Raw genomic sequence first — 19,642 nt, 5'->3', positions numbered from 1 at the left:
TTCGGGATCATAGTCGATGGATCAGGTTCTTAATATGGTTGAAACAACTCGTTTCAATTTTCCCGCGCCCGATGCTGGCAACCTGGGTAGTCATTGCGTTTTTGTCGAAGATTATTCTGATAACATCTCCGAGATGACGATCAATACAAGAAGCTTCGGGATCCGCGTTGCCGACACCGAAGAAGGGCGTAACCGCGCCAGCATGCTCATCAATAAGATGTATGCCTGGCGCGGTTATGCCGGTACCCATCGGCTTGAAGATAATCCCAACCAGATCACCCTGTCGGCCTTCGACCAGGGCGAAGTGATCGGCACAGTCACACTGGGGGTCGACTCCCCGGTCGGCATCCTGGCCGACGAGGTCTTCAAGGACCATATCGACGTTTTCCGCGCGCGCGGCGCCAAGGTGTGCGAAATCAGCAAACTGGCGTTCGACCCCACCGTGCGCTCCAAGTTCGCGCTCGGCTCGCTGTTTCATATCCTGTACATCTATGCGCATCATATTTACCAGTGCACGGATGCTTTTATCGAGATCAATCCGCGTCACCGGCGCTATTATGAGCACATGCTCGGTTTTCGCACCCAGAGCGGGGTGAGGATCAATCCGCGCGTCGACGCACCTGCCCATTTGCTCTGGCTCAGCCTCGATTTCATGGGCGCCGAGATCGAGCGCCTCGGCGGCGTGCACGACGATGCGGGTACCGAACGCTCGCTCTACCCGTATTTTTTCTCGAAGCGCGAGGAAGCCGGCATCGCCGACCGCCTGCTGTCGATCGGCTGACGCCTGTCCAGCGCAACGGCAGCGGCTGACCGGCATGCCTGCGGCGCTTCATTCACGCAATCGGCGGGAAGCGTGCCCACGCCACCGCCTGTAACAACAGGATCGTCATGTCAACGCACGCGCACTCCCTGGCCGGCGCCGCCGCCCTCACCACCGTTCTTATGCTCGGTGCATTAAGCGGGTGTGGCAAGACCGAAACGCCGGCAGCCCTGCTGGCCGAGGCCAAACAGTTCCAGCAGCAGGGCGACCATGTGTCGGCCCTGATCCAGCTCAAGAACGCGGTCGCCAAAAATCCCACCGACCCCGAGGCGCGCCTGGCGCTGGGCGAAACCTATAACAAGCTCGGCGACGCCGTCTCGGCCGAAAAGGAAGTGCGCAAGGCCATGGAGCTGGGCATGGCGCCCGAACGCACCTTGCCCGAGCTGTTGCTTGCGCAACTGTTCCAGGGGCAATTCCAGAAAGTCATCGACGCCACCGCCGACAAGGCCTATACGGCCGACGTCAAGGTGGTCAGCCAGCGCGGCGCCGCGTTCTACCAGCTCGGCAAGCGGGCCGAGGCGACCGAAGCGTTCGAGCGCGCCCTCAAGCTCGATCCCGGCCACCCGGTCGCGCTGATGGGCCTGGCCAACATTGCCATGGCCAACGAAGACAAGGCCGCCGCGGCCCGCTATGTCGACCTGGCCGTGACGAAAAATCCCAAGGATATCCAGAGCTGGCTGTTCAAGGGCGACTTCGAGCGCGCCCAGGGCAATCCGGCAGCCGCCCTGGCCGCCTACGACCAGGTGCTGGCGCTCGACCCCAACAGCGCTTCCGGCCACCTGCAGAAGGCTTATCTGTTCATCGCCGAACGGCGCTATGACGAGGCGGCCGTGTCGCTGGCCGCCGCCAGGAAAAACGCGCCGAAGAACCTGATGGTCAGCTACGCCAGCGCCATGCTCGACTTCACCCAGGGCAAGCACGCGGCCGCGCTCGAATCGCTGCAGCAAGTGCTGCGCGTGGCGCCCGACCACATGCCTTCGGTGCTGCTGGCCGGCGCGGTGCAGTTCACCCTCAAATCGCTGCCGCAAGCCGAGCAGCACCTGAAAAAATACCACGAAGCCCATCCCGAGAGCGACTACGCGCGCAAGCTGCTGGCCTCGACCCGCATCGCCGCCGGCGACGCCAAGGGCGCCATCGCGGTGCTCGCGCCGGTCGTGGGCGCTTCCCAGGATGCCCAGCTGCTGGCCATTGCCGGCAAGGCGTACACGGATCACCGCGACTTCGGCAAGGCCACCGAACTGCTGGAGCGGGCCAGCGCGCTCGACCCGAAAAAGGCGCAGCTGCGCACCGCCCTGGGCTTGAGCAAGCTCGAACAGGGCGAAGAAGCGCGCGCCCTGAGCGAACTGGAACTGGCCAGCACCCTCGACCAGGCCACCAGCAATGCCGGCACCACCCTGGCCATGACGGCGCTGCGCCTGAACCAGTTCGACAAGGCCCTGGCAGCGCTGGCGCCGCTCGAAGCGCGCGCCCCGGGCGACCCGATGATCCAGAACCTCAAGGGCTTGGCGCTGCTGGGCAAGAAGGACCAGGCCGCGGCGCGCGCCGCCTTTGAAAAGGCGCTCGGCCTGCATCCTGATTTCTTTCCCGCGGTCGACAACCTGGCGCGCCTGGACATGCAGGCCAAGAACCTGGACGCCACGCGCCAGCGCTACCAAGCCTTCCTGGCCAAGTATCCCAACAATGTCGAAGCGCTCACCGCGCTCGGCGCCATGGCCGTGGCCCAGCGCCGCCTGGCCGAAGCGGGCACCCTGCTCGAACGCGCCAGCGCGGTCGACCCGGCCGCGGTCGGTCCGGCCATCGTGCTGGCCGGCCACTACGTGCGCATGGGCGCCGCCGACAAATCCCTGACCCTGATGCGCAAGCTGCTGGTGGCCCATCCGGACAACCCGGCCGTGCTCGACCAGCTCGGCCAGCTGCAGCTCGCCACCGGCGACAATGGCAGCGCCATGGAAACCTTCAACAAGCTGACCGTGGCCGCGCCGCAGTCGGCCGAAGCCCATTTCCGCCTCGGCTCGGCCCACGCGGCCATGGGCAACCTGCCTTCGGCCAGCGTCTCGCTCAAGCGCGCCCTGGTGCTGCAGCCCAATTACCTCGACGCCCAGCTGGCGCTGGCCAGCGCTCACCTGCGCCAGCAACAGTTCAACGATGCGCTCGGCGTGGCGCGTTCCATGCAGAAGCAGCATCCGAAACTGCCGGTTGGCTACGTGGCCGAAGCCGACGTGCTTCTGGTGCAGCACAATGCCATGGCGGCGATCCCCTTGTACGATAAAGCATTTTCTTTGGGCAACAATGCCGAGCTGCTGATCAAGCTGTATGAAGCCTTGCGCATCGTCGGCAAGACCAAGGAAGCTGATGCACGAGTGCAACAATGGCGTGCCGCTAACCCCGATGACGTCAAGGTGCCGGGTTACCTTGGAGAGCAGTATATTGCCAATAAAAAATATCAATTAGCAATAACAGAATTTGAGGCCATACTGAAGAAGGCGCCTGCCTACCCGAGCGCCCTGAACAATCTGGCGGTGGCCTACCAACTGGCGGGCGATGCGCGCGCCCTGCCGACCGCCGAGCTGGCCTTCAGGGCGCTGCCCGGCAACGCGGCGGTGAAGGATACCTTGGGCTGGCTGCTGGTGCAAAAGGGCGACCTGGCGCGCGGCTTGCCGCTGCTGCGCGACGCCAGCGCCAGATTGCCGGGCGTGCCCGAAATCCGCCTGCATCTGGCCAAGGCGCTGATCCAGGCCAAGGACAAGGACGCGGCGCGCAAGGAACTTGAAGTGTTGGTGGAGAAGTACAAGCAATTTCCGCAAGGGGAGGAGGCGCGGGGCTTGCTGAAACAACTATAAAGCGGGCACGACGGCGAGTCGCAGCCCACCGGGCGCTTTACTCGGCGGCACCATGTGCCGGGCTGGCGCCGCGCCACAGGGAGTTTTCACATGAATGCAGGGCACGATGCAGTGGAAGCGATGGGCCAGGAGCAGGACCGTCTCGAGTTGTCTTATCTGGTGAAAGGCGAGGAAGAGGATCACGGCCGCCTGATCGGCAGCTTCACCGACAACGACCGTACCTTCGGGATCCGCCTGGCCGATACCGACCAGGGGCGCAATTCGGCCAGCCTGCTGATCAGTAAAATGTACGCCACGCGCGGCTACAACGTGGCGCGCATGGAACGCGACCCCAACCGCATCACCCTGTCGGCTTCCGACAAGGGTAGCCTGATCGGCACCGTGACACTGGGGCTCGATTCCGAGCGCGGCATCCTGGCCGACGAGATTTTCCGCGACCATGTCGATGCCTTCCGCGCGCGCGGCGCGCGCCTGTGCGAAATCACCAAGCTGGCGTTCGATCCCCAGGTCAAATCCAAGGCGGCGCTGGCGGCCCTGTTCCACACCCTGTTCATCTACGCGCGCTATATTCACAGCCGCACCGACGTGCTGATCGAAGTCAATCCGCGCCACCGGCGCTTTTACCAGACCATGCTCGGTTTCGAGGACCAGGCCGAGCTGCGCCACAATACCCGGGTCGATGCGCCCGCCTACCTGATGTGGCTCAGCGTCGAGCACATGGCGCAGCAGATCGCGCTGCTGGGCGGCAGCGGCAGCAATCCCGGCACCGAACGCTCGCTGTATCCGTATTTTTTCTCCTCGCGCGAGGAAGAGGGCATCGCCAACCGCCTGATCAAGCTCGGCTAGGAGGCGGCCTGGGGCCTGGCGCGGCCGGCTGGGCATCGTAGCGCCCCGGCGCGATGATGCCGTCCGGATCGAGCCGGGTCTTGAGCGAGTGGATGATGGCCCAGTAGTGCGGGTCGCGCCGCACGATGGCCGCCATCATGTCGGCCCGTGCCCGGTACACTTCCAGCCCCATCGCGTGGATCTTGTCGAGCAGGCGGTCGGCGCAGAAGTGGGCGCGCTTGACCCCTTCCAGGTTGCTGCGGTCGAACAGCAGGTTGATCACCGCCACCAGCGAGGTCGGGGTTTCGATATTGATCGTGATGTACAGGGTGTCGTGATAATGGCGCGCCGCCGTCTTTTTCATTTCATCGATGAACTTGGCCACGAAAGCCCCGTCCAGCGGCAGCGCCGGGTTAATGAACAGCAAACCGCAGTTCGACTGGTCGAGCTGGGCCGCGTTCAGGTCGGTGCGCCCGAATTTCCACAGTAAATTATCGATCGCCGCATCGGTCGGCACCCCCAGCGCCAGCGTGTGCAGGGGGCGGATGGCCGAGATCGCGGCCGCGTTCGCGCGCGCGACCGGAATGAAGCGCAGCTTGTGCGCCACCGCGTAGGCGGTGTCGAGCAACTGGTGGGTGATCGGGCGCACCTGCGCCAGGCCCTTCATGCGTTTGCGGATCTCGGCCAGGTTGGCCTTGACCTGGGCGCGGGTGCCCGTAATCGCCCCCAGGCTGGCCCATTCGCCCGGGGCGATCAGGTCCATCACGCTTTCCGCTTCGCCAAAGGCGCGCTCGGGCGTGTACGCGCATTCCTGTTCCAGGTAGCGCGTCACGCCGTAGGCCAGGGTGGCGTGGGTGCGCGCGCGGTTGGCGATGTGGGTGACCGATTCGATCAAGCCTTCGCGCTTGCAATTGGCCAGCTCGTCGATAAAGGCCGGCAAATCCTCTTCGCGCCGCAGCGACAGCGACAGCGCCACCTGCCTGGGACGCTTGGGCACGAGGCGAAAGCAGGCGCTGACGACGATGCCGAAATTACTCTGGAAGAAAAGCCCGTCGAGCATCGGCCCCAGCCCGTAAGGATTGCTGGTGCCCAGCGGCGAGCGCTTCAGGCGCCGGAACCCGGTGCGCAGCAGCTTGCCGTTGCCGCACACCACGGCCAGCCCGAACAGGTCTTCCTTGCGCGGACCGAAATAGCCGACCCCGCGGTCGAGCGCATTGCCGATGATGCTGGTGGCGCGCGCCGAGCCGGTGACGTTGAACGTGAGGTTAGGATGGTGTTCTTCGAGGAAGTCGTACAGCGCGCCCTGGGTGACGCCCGGACCGATCACGGCCACCGGCAACACCCGGCCGTTGCGCTTGTCGACTGTCATGCGGATCGCGTTGAGCGCGCCGAGGTCGACCAGCAGGCTGCCGGCCATGGTGGGCGACTTGCCGCCGTAGCCGAAATTGAGGCCGGTCGAGAACGGGTACAGGGGCGTGCCGTTCTCGCGCGCCGCGCGCACCAGCTTGATCACGGCGCGCACGCTCTCGGGACGCACCTGGCCGCGCACATCGGTCGCGCGGCCGGTGATGTTATTGCTCGGGTGGTCGCTCTGGGTGTAGGCCATGATTCTATTATCGCTTAAAAGCGGGCGCGCAAAAGCAAACGACCCGGGCGCTGACGCGCTCGGGTCGTTCATTGACACACTGCGCGCACCGGCCTGGCCAGCCCGGCGCGCGCATCGGTCTTACTTGGCAGCCTTGCGGCGCGAAGCGGCGCCCAAGGCCAGCAGGCCCAGGCCGATCAGGACCATGCTGCCTGGTTCAGGCACGGCACGCACTTCCGAAGCGATCGAGTTCGACGCCTGGTTGATGGTCAGCTTGTAGGTACGGCCGCCGGTCAGGGTCACCAGGTTCGACAGGATCGTGCCCGAGCTTTCCTTGATCGAGTTTTGCGAAATGTCGCTCGAGGTCACGCCGTCGTTGATCTCGGCCGGGCTCCAGTTCATGATCGTCGTCGATACATTGCCGATCACTTCCTGCAGCGACAGCGTCCAGCTGATCGTGCCCAGCGAGGAACCGCTGACGCCGTTGATCGCATTGACGAACGCAGCCACGTAGGCGTTGTAGCCGAGCGCGAATTTCGCTTGCAGCGTATTGCCGACGGTGAACGTGGTTACCGCGGTCGCCGAGTTGGCGATGGTGGCGTTCGCGCTGCCGGCGTTACCTGGCGACATCACGGACGAATCGGCACGGGTCAGGCCGTTAGCGCCCGTCACGCCCAGCGCGGTGCCGGCGATGTACATGTCACCCATGGCGTAGTTGCCGCTCGGTGCAGGGATGTGAGCCGTGAAATTGTTTTCCACGCCACCTGGGTAGTTGCCAACTGGCATGCCTGCGCCGCACGAAGGACCCGCGCAACGGTTCTGGACGTCGACCGTGCCACCGATGGTGGTGCTGAAAATGTTGCCCAGGCCGGCGCCGGTGCCTTGCGCATTGTTGAAGTTCGAGTTCGCGGTGCCGGTGCGGTTTTCGTTCTGGATCACGATGCCGTTGGTCACTGGCGCGTTGTTCGAGTTCAGGATGATCAGGCCGGTGATGGCCAGGTCGGCCATACCCATGGTCGCTGCCGATGCGGGGGCGGCGACGAACGCTGCCGACACGGCTGCTGCAGCGAGGTATTTTGTCAGTTTCATATGTGGTTCTCCCGGATTGTGTTTGTTGTTCCTACGTGCCTCTGTGTAAGCAGGACTCGTGCCAGATAATAGTCTTTGTTTTAAATCAAAGGCTTACCAACTATTTTATGGCTGCTGCGTGAGGGGGTGTAAGGAAAACCGACATGTCGCACTTGCATTAATCTTTACGGGGAGAAATAAAAGCCTTATGAAACAGATGTCTTGTTAATAATATCGGTGGCATGCGCAGCCAGTTTCCGCGGATATACAGCAAAAAGCGCGCGCCGGCGCTCCAGCGGTCGGCGCAGCTGGGGTGGTTCGGCAGCAGGGCGCGCAGGAACAGGCTGTCCATCAGGGCCAGCAGCGGCGCGCCGGGTCCGGCCGGGCGCGCGGCGGCCAGGGCCGATGCCGGCACCGGCGTGTGCAGCAGGCGCGCGCAGTAGCGCAGGGCATAGAACAGGGGCCGGCCCAGTTCCAGTTCGGCGGCGCGCGCCGGCAGCGCTTCCCAGAAACCGGGCGCGGCGCCCAGGCTGCTCAGCAGGCGGTGCAGGTCGAGCAGGTCGCGCAGGCCGTGGTCGAATTCGCCGTCATGGAACAGGTGCACGGCGCTGTGCAGCACCATGTCGGCCGGGGCCAGCACATGGACTGGCGCCTGGCCCGGGGCGGGTTGTCCTTCCGGCGCCAGGGCCACGGCGGCGGCGCGCAGCCTGGCCGGGTCGGGCCGCAGGCGCGCCGTTTCCGGCAGGATCGCGTGGTGCACATCGATCACGCTGGCGCGCCGCGCATGCTTCATCGGCGGCAATTCGTGCATCCAGGTGCGGTAATAGCGCTGGTCGTAGGCGTCCTGCGCCACCGTGGACCAGCCGTGCAGCATCAGCGCCGCTTCGACCTGGGCCAGCTGGTCCTTGGGCACCAGGATGTCGATGTCGGAAAACAGCCGTCCGCGCGCCGCCGGCAGGCGCGCCATGGCGTAGGCGCCGCCCTTGAGCAGGATCAGCGGCACGCCGGTGGCGGCCAGCGCCGCGCCGATCTGCGCCACTTCGAAGCGCACCGCGTTCGCGTGGCGTTCGGCATGCACCCCGGCCCAGTCGAGGTGGCGCCTGGCCTGGGGGGGAATCGCGCCGGCCGCGCCGTGCTCGTCCAGCAAGCCGTGCAGGCTCGCTTCCAGGCGCGCGCTGGCGGCCTGGCGCAGCAGCAAGTCCCATTCGGCCAGCGTCAGGGCGGCGCCGCGCGCGGGCTGGCGCAGCAGTTGCAGCAGCAGCGGTACGGCGCTGCGGGGAGCGCGGCCGGCTTGCCCTTCGGTGGACATCACGGCGTGCCCGCGAGCTGCTCGAACACGGCCACCGCCTCGTCCAGCGCACTGTAGGTGAAATCGATGCAGCGCGACTGCCCGACCAGGGTACCCAGGGCGGCGAAGCCGCGCGCGCCCAGCACGCTGTAGTTAAAGCCGTTCTCGGCCACGCGCATGAAGGCGCGCGCGGCCGCCACCTCCAGCAGCGTGGTGGCCGCGCCCGCCGCGTATTTCGGAAACACGATCCAGCCCGGGCGCGCCAGTTCCCGCGCGCGCGCGATGCTGTCGGCCGGCGCCTTCAGGTGCGCCACCGTGCCCTTGGTGGTGTCGGGCACCGGGCGGCTGATGACGGCGTCCGGCTGGTAGCGCCGCATCACCTCGATCGAGGCGTTTTTCAGGCTGATCGGGCGCGGCAGCGGTGCCAGCAAGCCGTCTTCGGGGCGCACCAGCGCCAGTTCGTCCGATAGCAGGCGCCAGCCGCGGCTGACCAGGGCCGCGCACAGGGTGCTCTTGCCCGAGCCGGGCGGGGCCGGCAGGATGGCGGCGCGCCCATGCTTCTCGACCACGGCCGCGTGCAGGATCAGGTAGCCGTGGGCGCGGCTCGACACGCACCAGTTCATGCCCCACTCGAACATGGGAAACGCTTGCGCGGCCGGCAGCGGCAGGAAGGGCACCATGCCATCGTAGACGAAGCGCGCCAGCGGCTTGTACCAGCGCCGCAGCGATGGCGGCGGCGCGACGTCGACGTGGAAGTCGGCAAAGCCATTGTTTTCCAGCAGGGGATAGTCGCCGTACAGCAGGTGCAAGCCATCGGCCACGCTGGCAAAGGGGCTATGCACGCGGGTGACGAAGGCGCCGGTCTGCAGGTCGATGCTGCCCTCGCGCAGGCGGCGGCCCAGTTCGGCGCGGCCGAGCGCGCTCAGGGTGGTCATGGATGGGCGGCGATCAGGGAAATGCCCGCCAGCTGCTCGAGCAAGGCTTGCAGCGCGGAGTCGGCCTCGTCCCCGGCGTCCAGCGCCAGGCGCAGGGCGGCCAGGTCGGCCGCGCCGCCCTTCACGGCCAGCAGCAGCGCCAGCGCATCGGCGTCGAGCAGGTGGGTGTCGCCGCTGAGGTCGTTAAACAGGACCGCTTCCTGGTCCCAGCTGTGGTAGCGCAGGGATTGGCCGGGAAGGACGTGCCAGGAAAGAGCGTGCGGCATGAGGTCGGAAAGGCGGGCGCGCGCGGCGCCATCGCCGTGCAGGCTACTGATGGAAGGTGGTTTTCAGGTAAGCGACGATGTCGTCGCCATACCATTTGATGCCGGCCGTCGGTGCGTAATAGCCCAGCTTGCCGCCACCGGTGGTCTGGTATTCGCGCCAGATATTGCGCAACTGCGTTTCGGTCAGCACGGTGGAGCGCTTGGTCTGGATGTTCAGGTAGGCGGCGACCACATGGCTGGCCACATTGTGCGGATCGAGGTCTTCGCTCTTGAACGGGCCCTTGCCGCTGTTGCCGCCGTTTTTCTTGCCGTTGGTCTTGAGCACGTCGACCAGGGCCAGTTCGCCGAGCGCGGCCTGGCCGGCGTTGACCGGGAAAATATCCTTGAAGTGGCGCGTGGACGCCGGCGTCGATGGCCAGCCCGCCGGATTGTTGGCGTAAAAGCCCGGCGAATTGCCGCCGCAGGTCAGGGGATTATCGGGCCGGTGGCTCGATTGCAGGCCGTTCGACAGCGAGCCGGACGGGGAAGCGCACGTGGTGGCGGCCATGCCGGGCTGGCTGGCCAGGGTCATCAGGACCCCGGACACGCCCACGCCGGCGCGCGTAAAGCGGCGCCGCGCATTCCCCGACACTGACAAGCCCGCTTGCGGCTGGGCTGGTTCGCCGCTGGGGCGGTCCTGTTGCTCATTGTTAGTCACGTCAGTTTCCTCGAATTGAAAAGCACCGTCAGGCGATGCCCAGTCAGGCGTGCACGATACGGAGCAATCCATGCAATTTCCATACCATCGGCGCATTGCGCCATAAAAATCTGATCTAGATCAAAGGCTTGGCGGCAGGGTGTGCTAGCGGCCCGGCCATTGCGCGGCCCAGCCTGTAAAAAAACCCGACATCCTGTCTTTTGCGCAAGTATTCCACGACTTGGGCCCGTTGTCGACCAGCTTTGGAAGAAGGCGTGGCAGCGCGCTTAAAAGAAGCTCTCCGGAATCACCAGCACGTCGCCCGGCCGCATGTAGATATTCGCCGAAATATCGCCCTGCTTGATCAGGTCGTTCAAGCGCACGGCCAGCTTTTCCGACTTGCCGTCGACCTTGCGGATGACGATGGCTTTGTTGCCCGAGGCAAACTCCGTGACGCCGCCGACCGCGATCAGCACATCCATCAGCGACATGTCGCGCCGGTAAGCCAGGGCTTGCGGACGGGCCGCCTGGCCGATCACGCGGATCTGTTCGCTGTAATTGCCGACGAAACTGGTCACGATCACCGTCACCACCGGTTGCTGGATGTACTTTTCCAGCGCTTTTTCGATATCGCGCGCCAGGGTGGTCGAGGTTTTGCCGCTGGCCTGCAAGTCTTCCACCAGCGGGGTGGTGATCTTGCCGTCCGGACGCACCGGCACCGACGTCGACACTTCCGGATTGCGCCAGACCACGATGTTGACGCTGTCGCCCGGGCCGATCAGGTATTCATGGGCGGTGGCCGGCAGCGGATCGGGTACCACGGTCGAGACCGGGGAAGCGCAGCCGCCCAGCAACAGGGCGGACAGCGCCAGTGCGCTGCCGCCCAGCCATTTCATCGTATGCGATTTGAACGTGTTCACCTGATTTTCCTTTATGCGGACGGCGCCGGTATTGAAGTACTGCAATGCAATTTTAATTACAACAGTTTCTATTTTAGCATGAAGTTTTTTAAGCGAAAGGGCAGGCGCTATTTTTGTCCTGGCGCTGTTGTTTGTTGTAACAGGGCGCGTACATGGCTGACCGGGATCGCATAGCTGATCCCGCTCGGCTTGGTGATCGCATTTTCCTTCAAGCCCTTGACGAATACCATATTGAGCACCGCCAGCACATGGCCGGTTTCGGGATCGTAGACCGGGCTGCCGCTGTTGCCGGGATAGGCCGTGCCGTCGAGCTGGTAGATGGGGGAGGGGGCGCGCGCCAGTTGCGTGATCGCCCGCGCATCGAGCTTGCGCGAACTGACCGAGGGCATCACCAGCGGGGTGATGGCCGACAGCATGGCGCGGTGGGTCACCGGATGCAGGCCGAGGACCATGCCGAGCGGAAAGCCGGTAAACGCCAGCGCCTGGCCTTCCTCGATACCGCTGCCGTCGCCCAGGCGCAGGGCCGGCATGGGCGAGCCCGCCAGGCGCAAATGGGCCAGGTCGTGCAGGCGGTCGAGCGCCGCCAGCTTGGCCGGCCGGAAATCGACCTTGTCGCCGCGCGCGATGACGATGCCGAGCGTTTCATTGCGCTCGCTGTCGAGCGTCTCGGGAATGCCGTGCGCATTGGTGACCACGCTCAGGCCGTCGCCGGTGACGAAACCGGTGGCCACGAACACGATCGCAGGACTGCGGGTGGGCTGGTAAGTGCCGATGCCGACCACGGAGGGCTTGACCGACTGGATCACTTGGCCGAAGCTGGCGGCCCCGGCTGGAAAATTCACCAGCAGGGACCAGACGGTCGCCGCCGCAAGGGTTTTGCCGAGGTGCAAAAAGGGGGAAGTAGCCATGCGCCGACAGTACCTGATTGGCGAGCGCGCAACAACTAGTTTCATTCACGCAAAAGCACTGCACCATGGTTACTTCGCCACTGTTGTAATTTCAGCTTCGCGGGCACGGTTTTCCTCCTTTTTTACGGGGCGATGTGCGAAACTCTTTGCGAGGGGCAACAGGATTAGTCGACTTGTCATGGAATACACGAGTGGTGCCGTAAACAATTGTTGAACGTATACTTTCCTTAGCGAATTTACTATCAGCAAGCAACGGATTTCCTGTATCATATGATTATTAATCAATGCCTTAGGGCAATTCATTGCTAAGCTCCCTGAGCTGCCGCAACGAATTGCTTTTTGTGCATCCGACAACACTTTGGCTGGCGCTTTGCGGCACCGGGCGCGCCGCGTCCGTGTTCGGAGCTGCCGGCCTGGGCCACCCTTGCGGGCCGCCCTTCATGGCGAGATTGACGAGATGGCAGAATTGCAGGCCCTGTTGACGAACTTCTTGAAAGCGATCTGGAAATACCGCTGGTATGCGGTCGTCATTTCCTGGATCGTGGCCTTGGTCGGCTGGGCAGTCGTGTACCGTCTCCCCAACGAATACCAGGCGTCGGCGCGCGTGTACGTCGACACCCAGAGCATCCTGCAGCCGCTGCTGGCGGGCATGACCAGCGTGCCGAACGTGGACCAGCAGGTGGCCTTCATGCGCCGCACCCTGATCAGCCGTCCCAACGTCGAGCGCGTCATGCGCATGGTCGACCTCGACATCAAGGCGTCCACCCCCAAGGAAAACGAAAAGCTGGTCGACGACCTGATGGCGCAGATCAGCATCGGCGGCACCGAGCGCGACGACATCTACACGATCTCGTACAAGAATTCCAATCCCAAGCTGGGCAAGGATATCGTGCAGTCGCTGCTGACGATTTTCGTCGAAGGCAGTTTCGGCGGCAAGAAGCAGGATTCCGAAAAAGCCGTGCAGTTCATCGACGACCAGATCAAGAATTACGAAGAAAAACTGGTCCAGGCCGAAAACGCGCTCAAGGAATTCAAGATCAAGCACCTGGGCATGCTGCCGCGCGGCGGCGGTGGCGACTTTACCGCCAACATGACCCAGATCGAAGACTTGCTCAACCAGGCGCGCCTGGAACTGACCGAAGCCGAGCAGGCGCGCAACGCCATCAAGCGCCAGATCGCCGGCGAGGAACCGGCACCGCTGACCGCTCCGGAAGCATCAAGCGTCGCCAACCCCGAACTCGATGCCCGCATCGCCACGCTCAACAAGAACCTGGACAGCCTGCGCATGCAGTACACCGACGCCCATCCGGACATCGTGGCGGCGCGCCGCCTGATCGCCCAGCTGGAAGCGCGCAAGCTCGAAGAAGCCAAGCGCAACAAGCGCAACAACGATCCCGGCGCCAACTACAGCCCGATGCTGCAGCAAATGAACGTGGCCCTGTCGGTGGAAGAAGCGCGGGTCGCCTCGCTCAAGGCCCGCGTGGCCGAATACGGATCGCGCGCGGCGCGCCTGCGCTCGCAGAGCGCCAACGCGCCCGAAGTCGAGGCCCAGCTGGCCCAGCTCAACCGCGATTACCTGATCAACAAAGAGAACTACGAAAAGCTGGTCGGACGGCGCGAAGCGGCCAAGCTGTCGGGCGACTTGAGTTCGGCCACCGACATGCTGACCTTCCGCGTGATCGACCCGCCGACCGTGCCGTCGACCCCGTCGGGACCGAACCGCCACCGCCTGTTCTCGTTCGTGTTCGCCGCCGCGCTGCTGGCCGGCCTGGGCGTGGCCTTCCTGATGAGCCAATTGCGTCCGACCTTCATGAGCCAGGGCACCCTGCGCGACGTTACCGGCATTCCTATCCTGGGCAGCATCAGCATGAACTGGACCAACGAACAGAAGGTCATGCGCACCAAGCGCCTGTACGCCTTCGGCGCGGCGGTGATCGTCCTGTTCGGCGCCTACGGCGGCGTGATGGCGGCCCTGTTTGTACGACCGCTGCTCTGATGCGGCCTTCACTGGAGAGAACAGCGTGAGCATTATCGAAAAAGCGGCCAGCCGCATCGACAACAAGAAGGGCGAGGCGCAGGGCGCGCCGGCCGGCGCCGCGCGCCAGGCCGACAGCCTGCCGCCAGCGCCGCCAGCGCCGCCTGCGGCCGTGCCGGACGCTGCGACGCCGACGGCGGCTGCGAGCGCGCCGGCGCCGGCAGCGGCGCCGCTGCATGCCCCGCGCCGCACCACCAACCACGTCGAACTCGATCTGGAACGCATGCACGGCATCGGCCTGGTGACGGCCGCCGGCGGGCGCACCACCCTGGTCGAGGACTTCCGCATCATCAAGCGGCCCTTGCTCAAGCGCGCTTTCGCGGCGCGCGCGCCCGGCGAAAAACCGGGCAACCTGATCATGGTCACCAGCTCCCTGCCGGGCGAAGGCAAGACCTTCTGCTCGATCAACCTGGCCATGAGCATCGCCATGGAACTCGATCACACGGTGCTGCTGATCGACGCCGACGTGGCCCGTCCCTCGGTGCTGCGCACGCTCGGCCTGCCGGCCCACCGCGGCCTGATGGACCTCCTGCTCGACGATAAGCTCGATATGTCGGACGTCATGCTGCGCACGAACGTGAACACCCTGAGCATCCTGCCGGCCGGCAGCAACAACCCGCGCGCCACCGAACTGCTGGCCAGCCAGGCCATGAGCACCTTCGTCTACGAAATCGCCAACCGCTATCCCGACCGTATCGTCATTTTCGATTCGCCGCCGCTGCTGCTCACCAGCGAAGCGCACGTCCTGGCCAGCCACATGGGCCAGATCGCGCTGGTGGTCGAAGCCGAGGGCACGACCCAGCACGCGGTCAAGGAATCGCTGCGCCAGCTCGAAGGCTGCAGCAATGTGAACCTGATCTACAACAAGACGCGCGAATTCCCCGGCACCGAAACGTATGACTACCACTATGGCTAAGCGTGCGTCCGGACGGTGCCGCGCCGCGGTCGTTCCCGTGGCGCTGGCGGCCCTGCTGGCCGCGCCGGCAGGCCGCGCCGCCTGGAAGTTCACGCCCACGCTCGACCTGCGCGAGACGGTCACCGACAATGTGGCGCTGACCCGCGCCGACCAGGCCAAAAGCCGCTTCGTGACCGAGCTCACGCCCGGTTTCACCTTGCTGGGCAAAGGCCCGCGCCTGAAACTATCGGCCAACTACCAGCTGCACTACTACGCCTTCGACGACGACGATGTGGAAGGCGTGCGCCACGCCCAGTCGCAATTGCGGGCGGCGGCCAAGGCCACCGTCATCGGCGACCTGCTGTTTGTCGACGCCGACGGCGCCATCGGCCAGCAAGCCGTGTCGGCCTTCGGCCCGCAGGTCAACAGCAACGGCTACGCGACAGCCAACCGCGCCAACGTCAAGACCTGGCGCATCAGCCCCTACATGCTGCACCGCTTCGGCAGCACGGCCACGGCGGCGGTGCGCTACACCCACGATTCGGTCGACGCCGGGCGCATCGGCTTTGGCGACAGCACCAGCGACGTGCTGATGATGAACCTGAACAGCGGGCGCACCTTCCGCCGCGTCGGCTGGGGCGTGCAGTACAGTCAGCAGCGCGTGGACGACAGCATCGCGCCCAAGTCGAACGTCAAGATGGTCAGCGCCAATGCGCGCTACCGCCTCGGCCAGGAATTGAACCTGACCGCCAGCGCCGGCTACGACGAATACGATTACCAGTCCGGCGGCGAACCGACCAAGGGCCGCTTCTGGCAGGGCGGCATCGAGTGGACCCCGACCTCGCGCACCAGCCTCGTGGCCGGCGCCGGCAAGCGTTACTACGGCAATACCTACAACCTGCAGGCGCTGCACCGCAGCCGCCGCTCGGTCTGGAGCATCAACTACAGCGATTCGGTGACCACCACCCGTTCGCAGCTGCTGCTGCCGGCCACCATCGACACCGCTTCGATGCTGGACCGCCTGTTTACCGCGCAGATTCCCGACCCGGTGGCGCGCGCGCAGGCGGTCGACGCCTACATCCGCGCCACCGGCTTGCCGGTCGCACTGGCCGACAGCATCAACTACTTCAGCAACCGCTACATCCTGCAGAAGCAGTTCCAGGCCTCGGTGGCACTCAACACGGCGCGCACTACCTTGATACTGAGCGGTTTTGACAACCGGCGCGAAGGGCTGTCGCTGATCCAGACCGACAGCCTGCTCACCGGTCCGGCCAGCGCGCGCATCAACGACGACACCACCCAGCGCGGCGGCAGCGCACTGTGGAACATGCGCCTGACCTCGCGCAGCGGGATCAACGCTTCGTGGACCACCTCGCGCACGCAATCGCACGCCACTGGTTTGTCTAGTAAGAATGCAGCCTTGCGGCTGGCCGTGACGCGCCAGTTTTCGCCCAAAGTGCGGGGCGCCTTCGAGGCGCGCCGCGTGTCCGGTACCACGACCGACCAGGTCGCGTCGTACCGCGAGAACGCCTTGTCGGCCTCTCTGTCCTTACAGTTCTAGCGGAATCGAGTCAGCGATGTATGAAACTTATTATGGGCTGAGCGACAAGCCCTTCCGGCTGCGGCCGGACCCCCATTTTTTCTTTGCCAGCAAAGGCCACAAGCGCGCCATGGCGTACCTCGAGTACGGCCTGTCGCATGGCGAAGGCTTTATCGTCATCACCGGTGAAGTCGGCGCCGGCAAGACCACGCTGGTGCGCAACCTGTTCAAGCAAATGCCGTCCGAGCAGATCGTCGCCGCCCACATCGTCAACACCCATCTCGATGCCGACGACACCCTGCGCACCGTGGTCGCCGCCTTCGGGCTGCCGTATGAAAACGCCAGCAAGACCGCGCTGCTCGAGCGCCTCGAACAGTTCCTGCTCGCCTGCGACCAGGACGGCAAGCGCGCCTTGCTGGTGGTCGACGAAGCGCAGAACCTGACCCCGCGCGCGGTCGAGGAACTGCGCATGCTGTCGAACTTCCAGACCGACGACAAGTCCTTGCTGCAAACCTTTTTGCTGGGCCAGCCGGAGTTCCGCACCATCCTGCACAGCGCCGGCATGCAGCAGCTGCGCCAGCGCATCACGGCCAGCTATCACCTCGGCCCCATGGATGGCCCGGAAACCCAGGCCTACGTCGAGCACCGCCTGCATACGGTCGGCTGGAACAACGATCCCTCGTTCTCCCCCGGCGCGCACGCGGCCATCTACGACTACAGCGGCGGCATCCCGAGGAAGACCAACGCCCTGTGCGACCGCCTGCTGCTGATGGGCTACCTGGAAGAGATGCACTCCTTCACCGAAGCCGATGTGAATGAAGTGGTGCGCGACATCCGCCAGGAATACGAACTGCCGCCCGAAGCGCTGCGCGAGCAGGCTGCCGCCGCCCTGCGCGGCGTGGCCTCGATCGGCACGCTGGATAACCCGGGCTACCTCGACGAGCGCATTCTCAAGATGGAAAAGTCGATGGCCTCGGTGCTGTCGATCCTCAAAAAAGTCGTCAGTACCCTGCCGGCGCTCTCGCACCAGGCGCCGGATCACCATCCATCGGACCATCACGAATGAACGACCGCCTGCATCCCGCCGCCATGCCGCGCGCGCTCGGCCAACCGATCCGCAATGCGATGACGATCGACGTCGAGGATTACTTCCAGGTGTCGGCGTTCGCGCCCATCATCGCGCGCGAGTCCTGGCCCGCGCGCGAATGCCGGGTTGAAGCGAACATCGAACGCATCCTGGCGATCCTGGCCGACGGCGGCGTGCATGCCACCTTCTTCACGCTGGGCTGGATCGCCGAACGCTATCCCGACATGGTGCGCCGCATCGTCGCCGGCGGCCACGAACTGGCCAGCCACGGCTACGGCCACCTGCGCGCCTCCGACCAGACCCGCGCCGAATTCGCCGACGACGTCGGGCGCAGCAAGGCCCTGCTGGAAGACATCGGGGCCCAAGCAGTGCTGGGCTACCGCGCGCCGAGTTTTTCGATCGGCACGGCCAACCTGTGGGCGCTCGACGTGCTGCACGACGCCGGCTACCGCTACAGCTCCAGCATCTACCCGATCCAGCATGACCACTACGGCATGCCGGACGCGCCGCGCTTCGCGTTTTTCCCGAACGGCCCCGATGGCCTGCTGGAAGTGCCGATCACCACCGCCATGCTGGGCCAGCGCAAGCTGCCGGCCGGCGGCGGCGGTTACTTTCGCCTGCTGCCTTACAGCCTGTCGCGCTGGATGATGCGGCGCGTGAACAGCGACGACGGCCAGCCGGCGATCTTCTACTTCCACCCGTGGGAGCTCGATCCCGGCCAGCCGCGCCCCGAAGGCGCCAGCCTGAAAACCCGTTTCCGCCATTACGTCAACCTGCAACGCATGGAAGGGCGCATCAAGCTGCTCACGCGCGATTTTGCCTGGGACCGGATGGACCGCATATTCTTAGGGACTAAATGAGTTCGATTACCGACGCTGTGCAGGACCGCCCGACTACCAGCAGCGGCGCTGGCGCCACCGTGCATCTGTTGCGCGCCGGCGACGCGCGCGACATGGCGCGCTGGGATGCCTTCGTGGCCGCCTGTCCGGAAGCGACGTTCTTCCATCGCGCCGGCTGGCAAACCATCATCGACCGCGTGTACGGCCACAAGACCTGGTTCTACTACGTGGAACAGGATGGGCAGATCGTCGGCGTGCTGCCGCTGGCCGAGATCAAGAGCCGCCTGTTCGGCCATTCGCTCGGATCGCTGCCGTTCTGCGTGCTGGGCGGCGTGGCCGCCACCTCGGACGTCGCCCGTCCGCTGCTCGACGCCGCCGCCGACAAGCTGGCCGCGTCGCTCAAGGTCGGTCACCTCGAATACCGCAACCTGCTGCCGGCGCACGCGGGCGACCCGGCCTGGCACCAGAAGGAACTGTACGTCACCTTCCGCAAGGCGATAACCGCCGACGACGACGAGAACATGAACGCCATTCCGCGCAAGCAGCGCGCCATGGTGCGCAAGGGGATCAAGTGCGGCCTCAGCGCCGAGATCGACCAGGGCGTGGACCGCTTCTTCACCGCCTACGCCACCAGCGTGCACCGTCTCGGCACGCCGGTATTCCCGAAAAAGTACTTCGCGGTGATCAAGGAAGTCTTCGGCGAGGAATGCGAAATCCGCATCATCGTCAAGGATGGCGCGATCGTGGCCGGGGTGCTGAGCTTTTACTTCCGCGACGAAGTGCTGCCTTACTACGGCGGCGGCATGCCGGCCGCGCGCGAGTTCGCCGGCAACGACTTCATGTACTGGAACCTGATGCAGGCCGCCGCCGCGCGCGGCGCGCGCATCTTCGACTTCGGCCGCAGCAAGCTCGGTACCGGCGCCTTCGACTTCAAGAAGAACTGGGGCTTTTCGCCCACGCCGCTGGCCTACGAATACCGCCTGTACGAGTCGACCGAACTGCCCGACAACAACCCGCTCAATCCCAAGTACCAGCTGTTCATCAAGCTGTGGAAAAAGATGCCGCTGGCGCTGGCCAATGTCCTGGGCCCGCACATCGTCAAGAGCCTGGGCTGA

Annotated in this window: 17 protein-coding genes; 9 read left to right on the top strand and 8 right to left on the bottom strand. The window is 64.9% G+C overall.

The window, feature by feature from the left end:
• The first annotated feature begins 133 nt into the window (after window positions 1-133).
• From RBA41_RS17020 to RBA41_RS17010, 3 genes are all read left to right on the top strand, one after another.
• A complete protein-coding gene (locus RBA41_RS17020; RefSeq protein WP_306625317.1) occupies window positions 134-781 on the top strand; it encodes an N-acyl amino acid synthase FeeM domain-containing protein in 648 nt (215 codons plus the stop codon).
• 107 nt (window positions 782-888) lie between these two features.
• Entirely contained in the window at window positions 889-3,660 is a 2,772-nt protein-coding gene (gene prsT / locus RBA41_RS17015; RefSeq protein WP_306625316.1) for an XrtA/PEP-CTERM system TPR-repeat protein PrsT, read from the top strand.
• A 90-nt stretch (window positions 3,661-3,750) separates the two neighbouring features.
• Entirely contained in the window at window positions 3,751-4,506 is a 756-nt protein-coding gene (locus RBA41_RS17010; protein WP_306625315.1) for an N-acyl amino acid synthase FeeM domain-containing protein, read from the top strand.
• Here RBA41_RS17010 and RBA41_RS17005 read toward each other — a convergent pair.
• From RBA41_RS17005 to RBA41_RS16970, 8 genes are all read right to left on the bottom strand, one after another.
• Window positions 4,493-6,091 carry an FAD-binding oxidoreductase gene (locus RBA41_RS17005; RefSeq protein ID WP_306625314.1) on the bottom strand — a complete coding sequence of 533 codons (1,599 nt, stop codon included), beginning with the start codon at window positions 6,089-6,091 and terminating at the stop codon, window positions 4,493-4,495. The genes RBA41_RS17010 and RBA41_RS17005 overlap by 14 nt on opposite strands.
• Before the next feature lie 120 nt (window positions 6,092-6,211).
• A complete protein-coding gene (locus RBA41_RS17000) occupies window positions 6,212-7,159 on the bottom strand; it encodes an EDSAP-1 family PEP-CTERM protein (protein ID WP_306625312.1) in 948 nt (315 codons plus the stop codon).
• 157 nt (window positions 7,160-7,316) lie between these two features.
• A complete protein-coding gene (locus RBA41_RS16995) occupies window positions 7,317-8,447 on the bottom strand; it encodes a nucleotidyltransferase domain-containing protein (protein ID WP_306625462.1) in 1,131 nt (376 codons plus the stop codon).
• Entirely contained in the window at window positions 8,447-9,361 is a 915-nt protein-coding gene (locus tag RBA41_RS16990; RefSeq protein ID WP_306625310.1) for an HprK-related kinase A, read from the bottom strand. Before RBA41_RS16990 ends, RBA41_RS16995 begins: the two co-directional genes overlap by 1 nt.
• On the bottom strand, window positions 9,358-9,627 hold the full coding sequence (locus tag RBA41_RS16985) for an HPr-rel-A system PqqD family peptide chaperone (RefSeq protein ID WP_306625309.1): 270 nt from the start codon (window positions 9,625-9,627) through the stop codon (window positions 9,358-9,360). The genes RBA41_RS16990 and RBA41_RS16985 overlap by 4 nt, the downstream gene beginning before the upstream one ends.
• Before the next feature lie 43 nt (window positions 9,628-9,670).
• Window positions 9,671-10,324, bottom strand: a complete 654-nt coding sequence (locus RBA41_RS16980) for a hypothetical protein (protein WP_306625308.1) — start codon at window positions 10,322-10,324, stop codon at window positions 9,671-9,673.
• Window positions 10,325-10,590: 266 nt separating this feature from the next.
• Window positions 10,591-11,199 (bottom strand): XrtA/PEP-CTERM system exopolysaccharide export protein, encoded by a 609-nt coding sequence (locus RBA41_RS16975; RefSeq protein ID WP_306625461.1) that lies wholly within the window; start codon window positions 11,197-11,199, stop codon window positions 10,591-10,593.
• A gap of 131 nt (window positions 11,200-11,330) precedes the next feature.
• Window positions 11,331-12,131, bottom strand: coding sequence for a S1 family peptidase (locus RBA41_RS16970; protein WP_306625307.1), 801 nt, complete (start codon window positions 12,129-12,131; stop codon window positions 11,331-11,333).
• Window positions 12,132-12,588: 457 nt separating this feature from the next.
• On the opposite strand from RBA41_RS16970, the gene RBA41_RS16965 reads away from it, so the two are divergent.
• The 6 genes from RBA41_RS16965 to RBA41_RS16940 are packed head-to-tail and all read left to right on the top strand — an operon-like array spanning window position 12,589 to window position 19,642.
• The gene (locus tag RBA41_RS16965; protein WP_306625305.1) at window positions 12,589-14,127 is read left to right on the top strand and encodes an XrtA system polysaccharide chain length determinant; all 1,539 of its coding nucleotides are present in this window, start codon (window positions 12,589-12,591) and stop codon (window positions 14,125-14,127) included.
• Between the two features lie 25 nt (window positions 14,128-14,152).
• Window positions 14,153-15,082 carry an XrtA-associated tyrosine autokinase gene (locus RBA41_RS16960; protein WP_306625303.1) on the top strand — a complete coding sequence of 310 codons (930 nt, stop codon included), beginning with the start codon at window positions 14,153-14,155 and terminating at the stop codon, window positions 15,080-15,082.
• Window positions 15,075-16,622 (top strand): TIGR03016 family PEP-CTERM system-associated outer membrane protein, encoded by a 1,548-nt coding sequence (locus RBA41_RS16955; protein WP_306625302.1) that lies wholly within the window; start codon window positions 15,075-15,077, stop codon window positions 16,620-16,622. The genes RBA41_RS16960 and RBA41_RS16955 overlap by 8 nt, the downstream gene beginning before the upstream one ends.
• A 16-nt stretch (window positions 16,623-16,638) precedes the next feature.
• Complete coding sequence (locus RBA41_RS16950) at window positions 16,639-17,667, top strand: XrtA/PEP-CTERM system-associated ATPase (RefSeq protein WP_306625301.1); 1,029 nt, start codon at window positions 16,639-16,641, stop codon at window positions 17,665-17,667.
• Window positions 17,664-18,548: an XrtA system polysaccharide deacetylase gene (locus RBA41_RS16945; RefSeq protein WP_306625299.1), complete on the top strand. Its 885-nt coding sequence runs from the start codon at window positions 17,664-17,666 to the stop codon at window positions 18,546-18,548. Before RBA41_RS16950 ends, RBA41_RS16945 begins: the two co-directional genes overlap by 4 nt.
• A complete protein-coding gene (locus RBA41_RS16940; RefSeq protein WP_306625297.1) occupies window positions 18,545-19,642 on the top strand; it encodes a FemAB family XrtA/PEP-CTERM system-associated protein in 1,098 nt (365 codons plus the stop codon). The genes RBA41_RS16945 and RBA41_RS16940 overlap by 4 nt, the downstream gene beginning before the upstream one ends.

Source organism: Massilia scottii, from assembly GCF_030846495.1.
GTDB lineage: Bacteria > Pseudomonadota > Gammaproteobacteria > Burkholderiales > Burkholderiaceae_D > Telluria_A > Telluria_A violaceinigra.
This window is presented reverse-complemented; position numbering and strand designations above follow the sequence as displayed.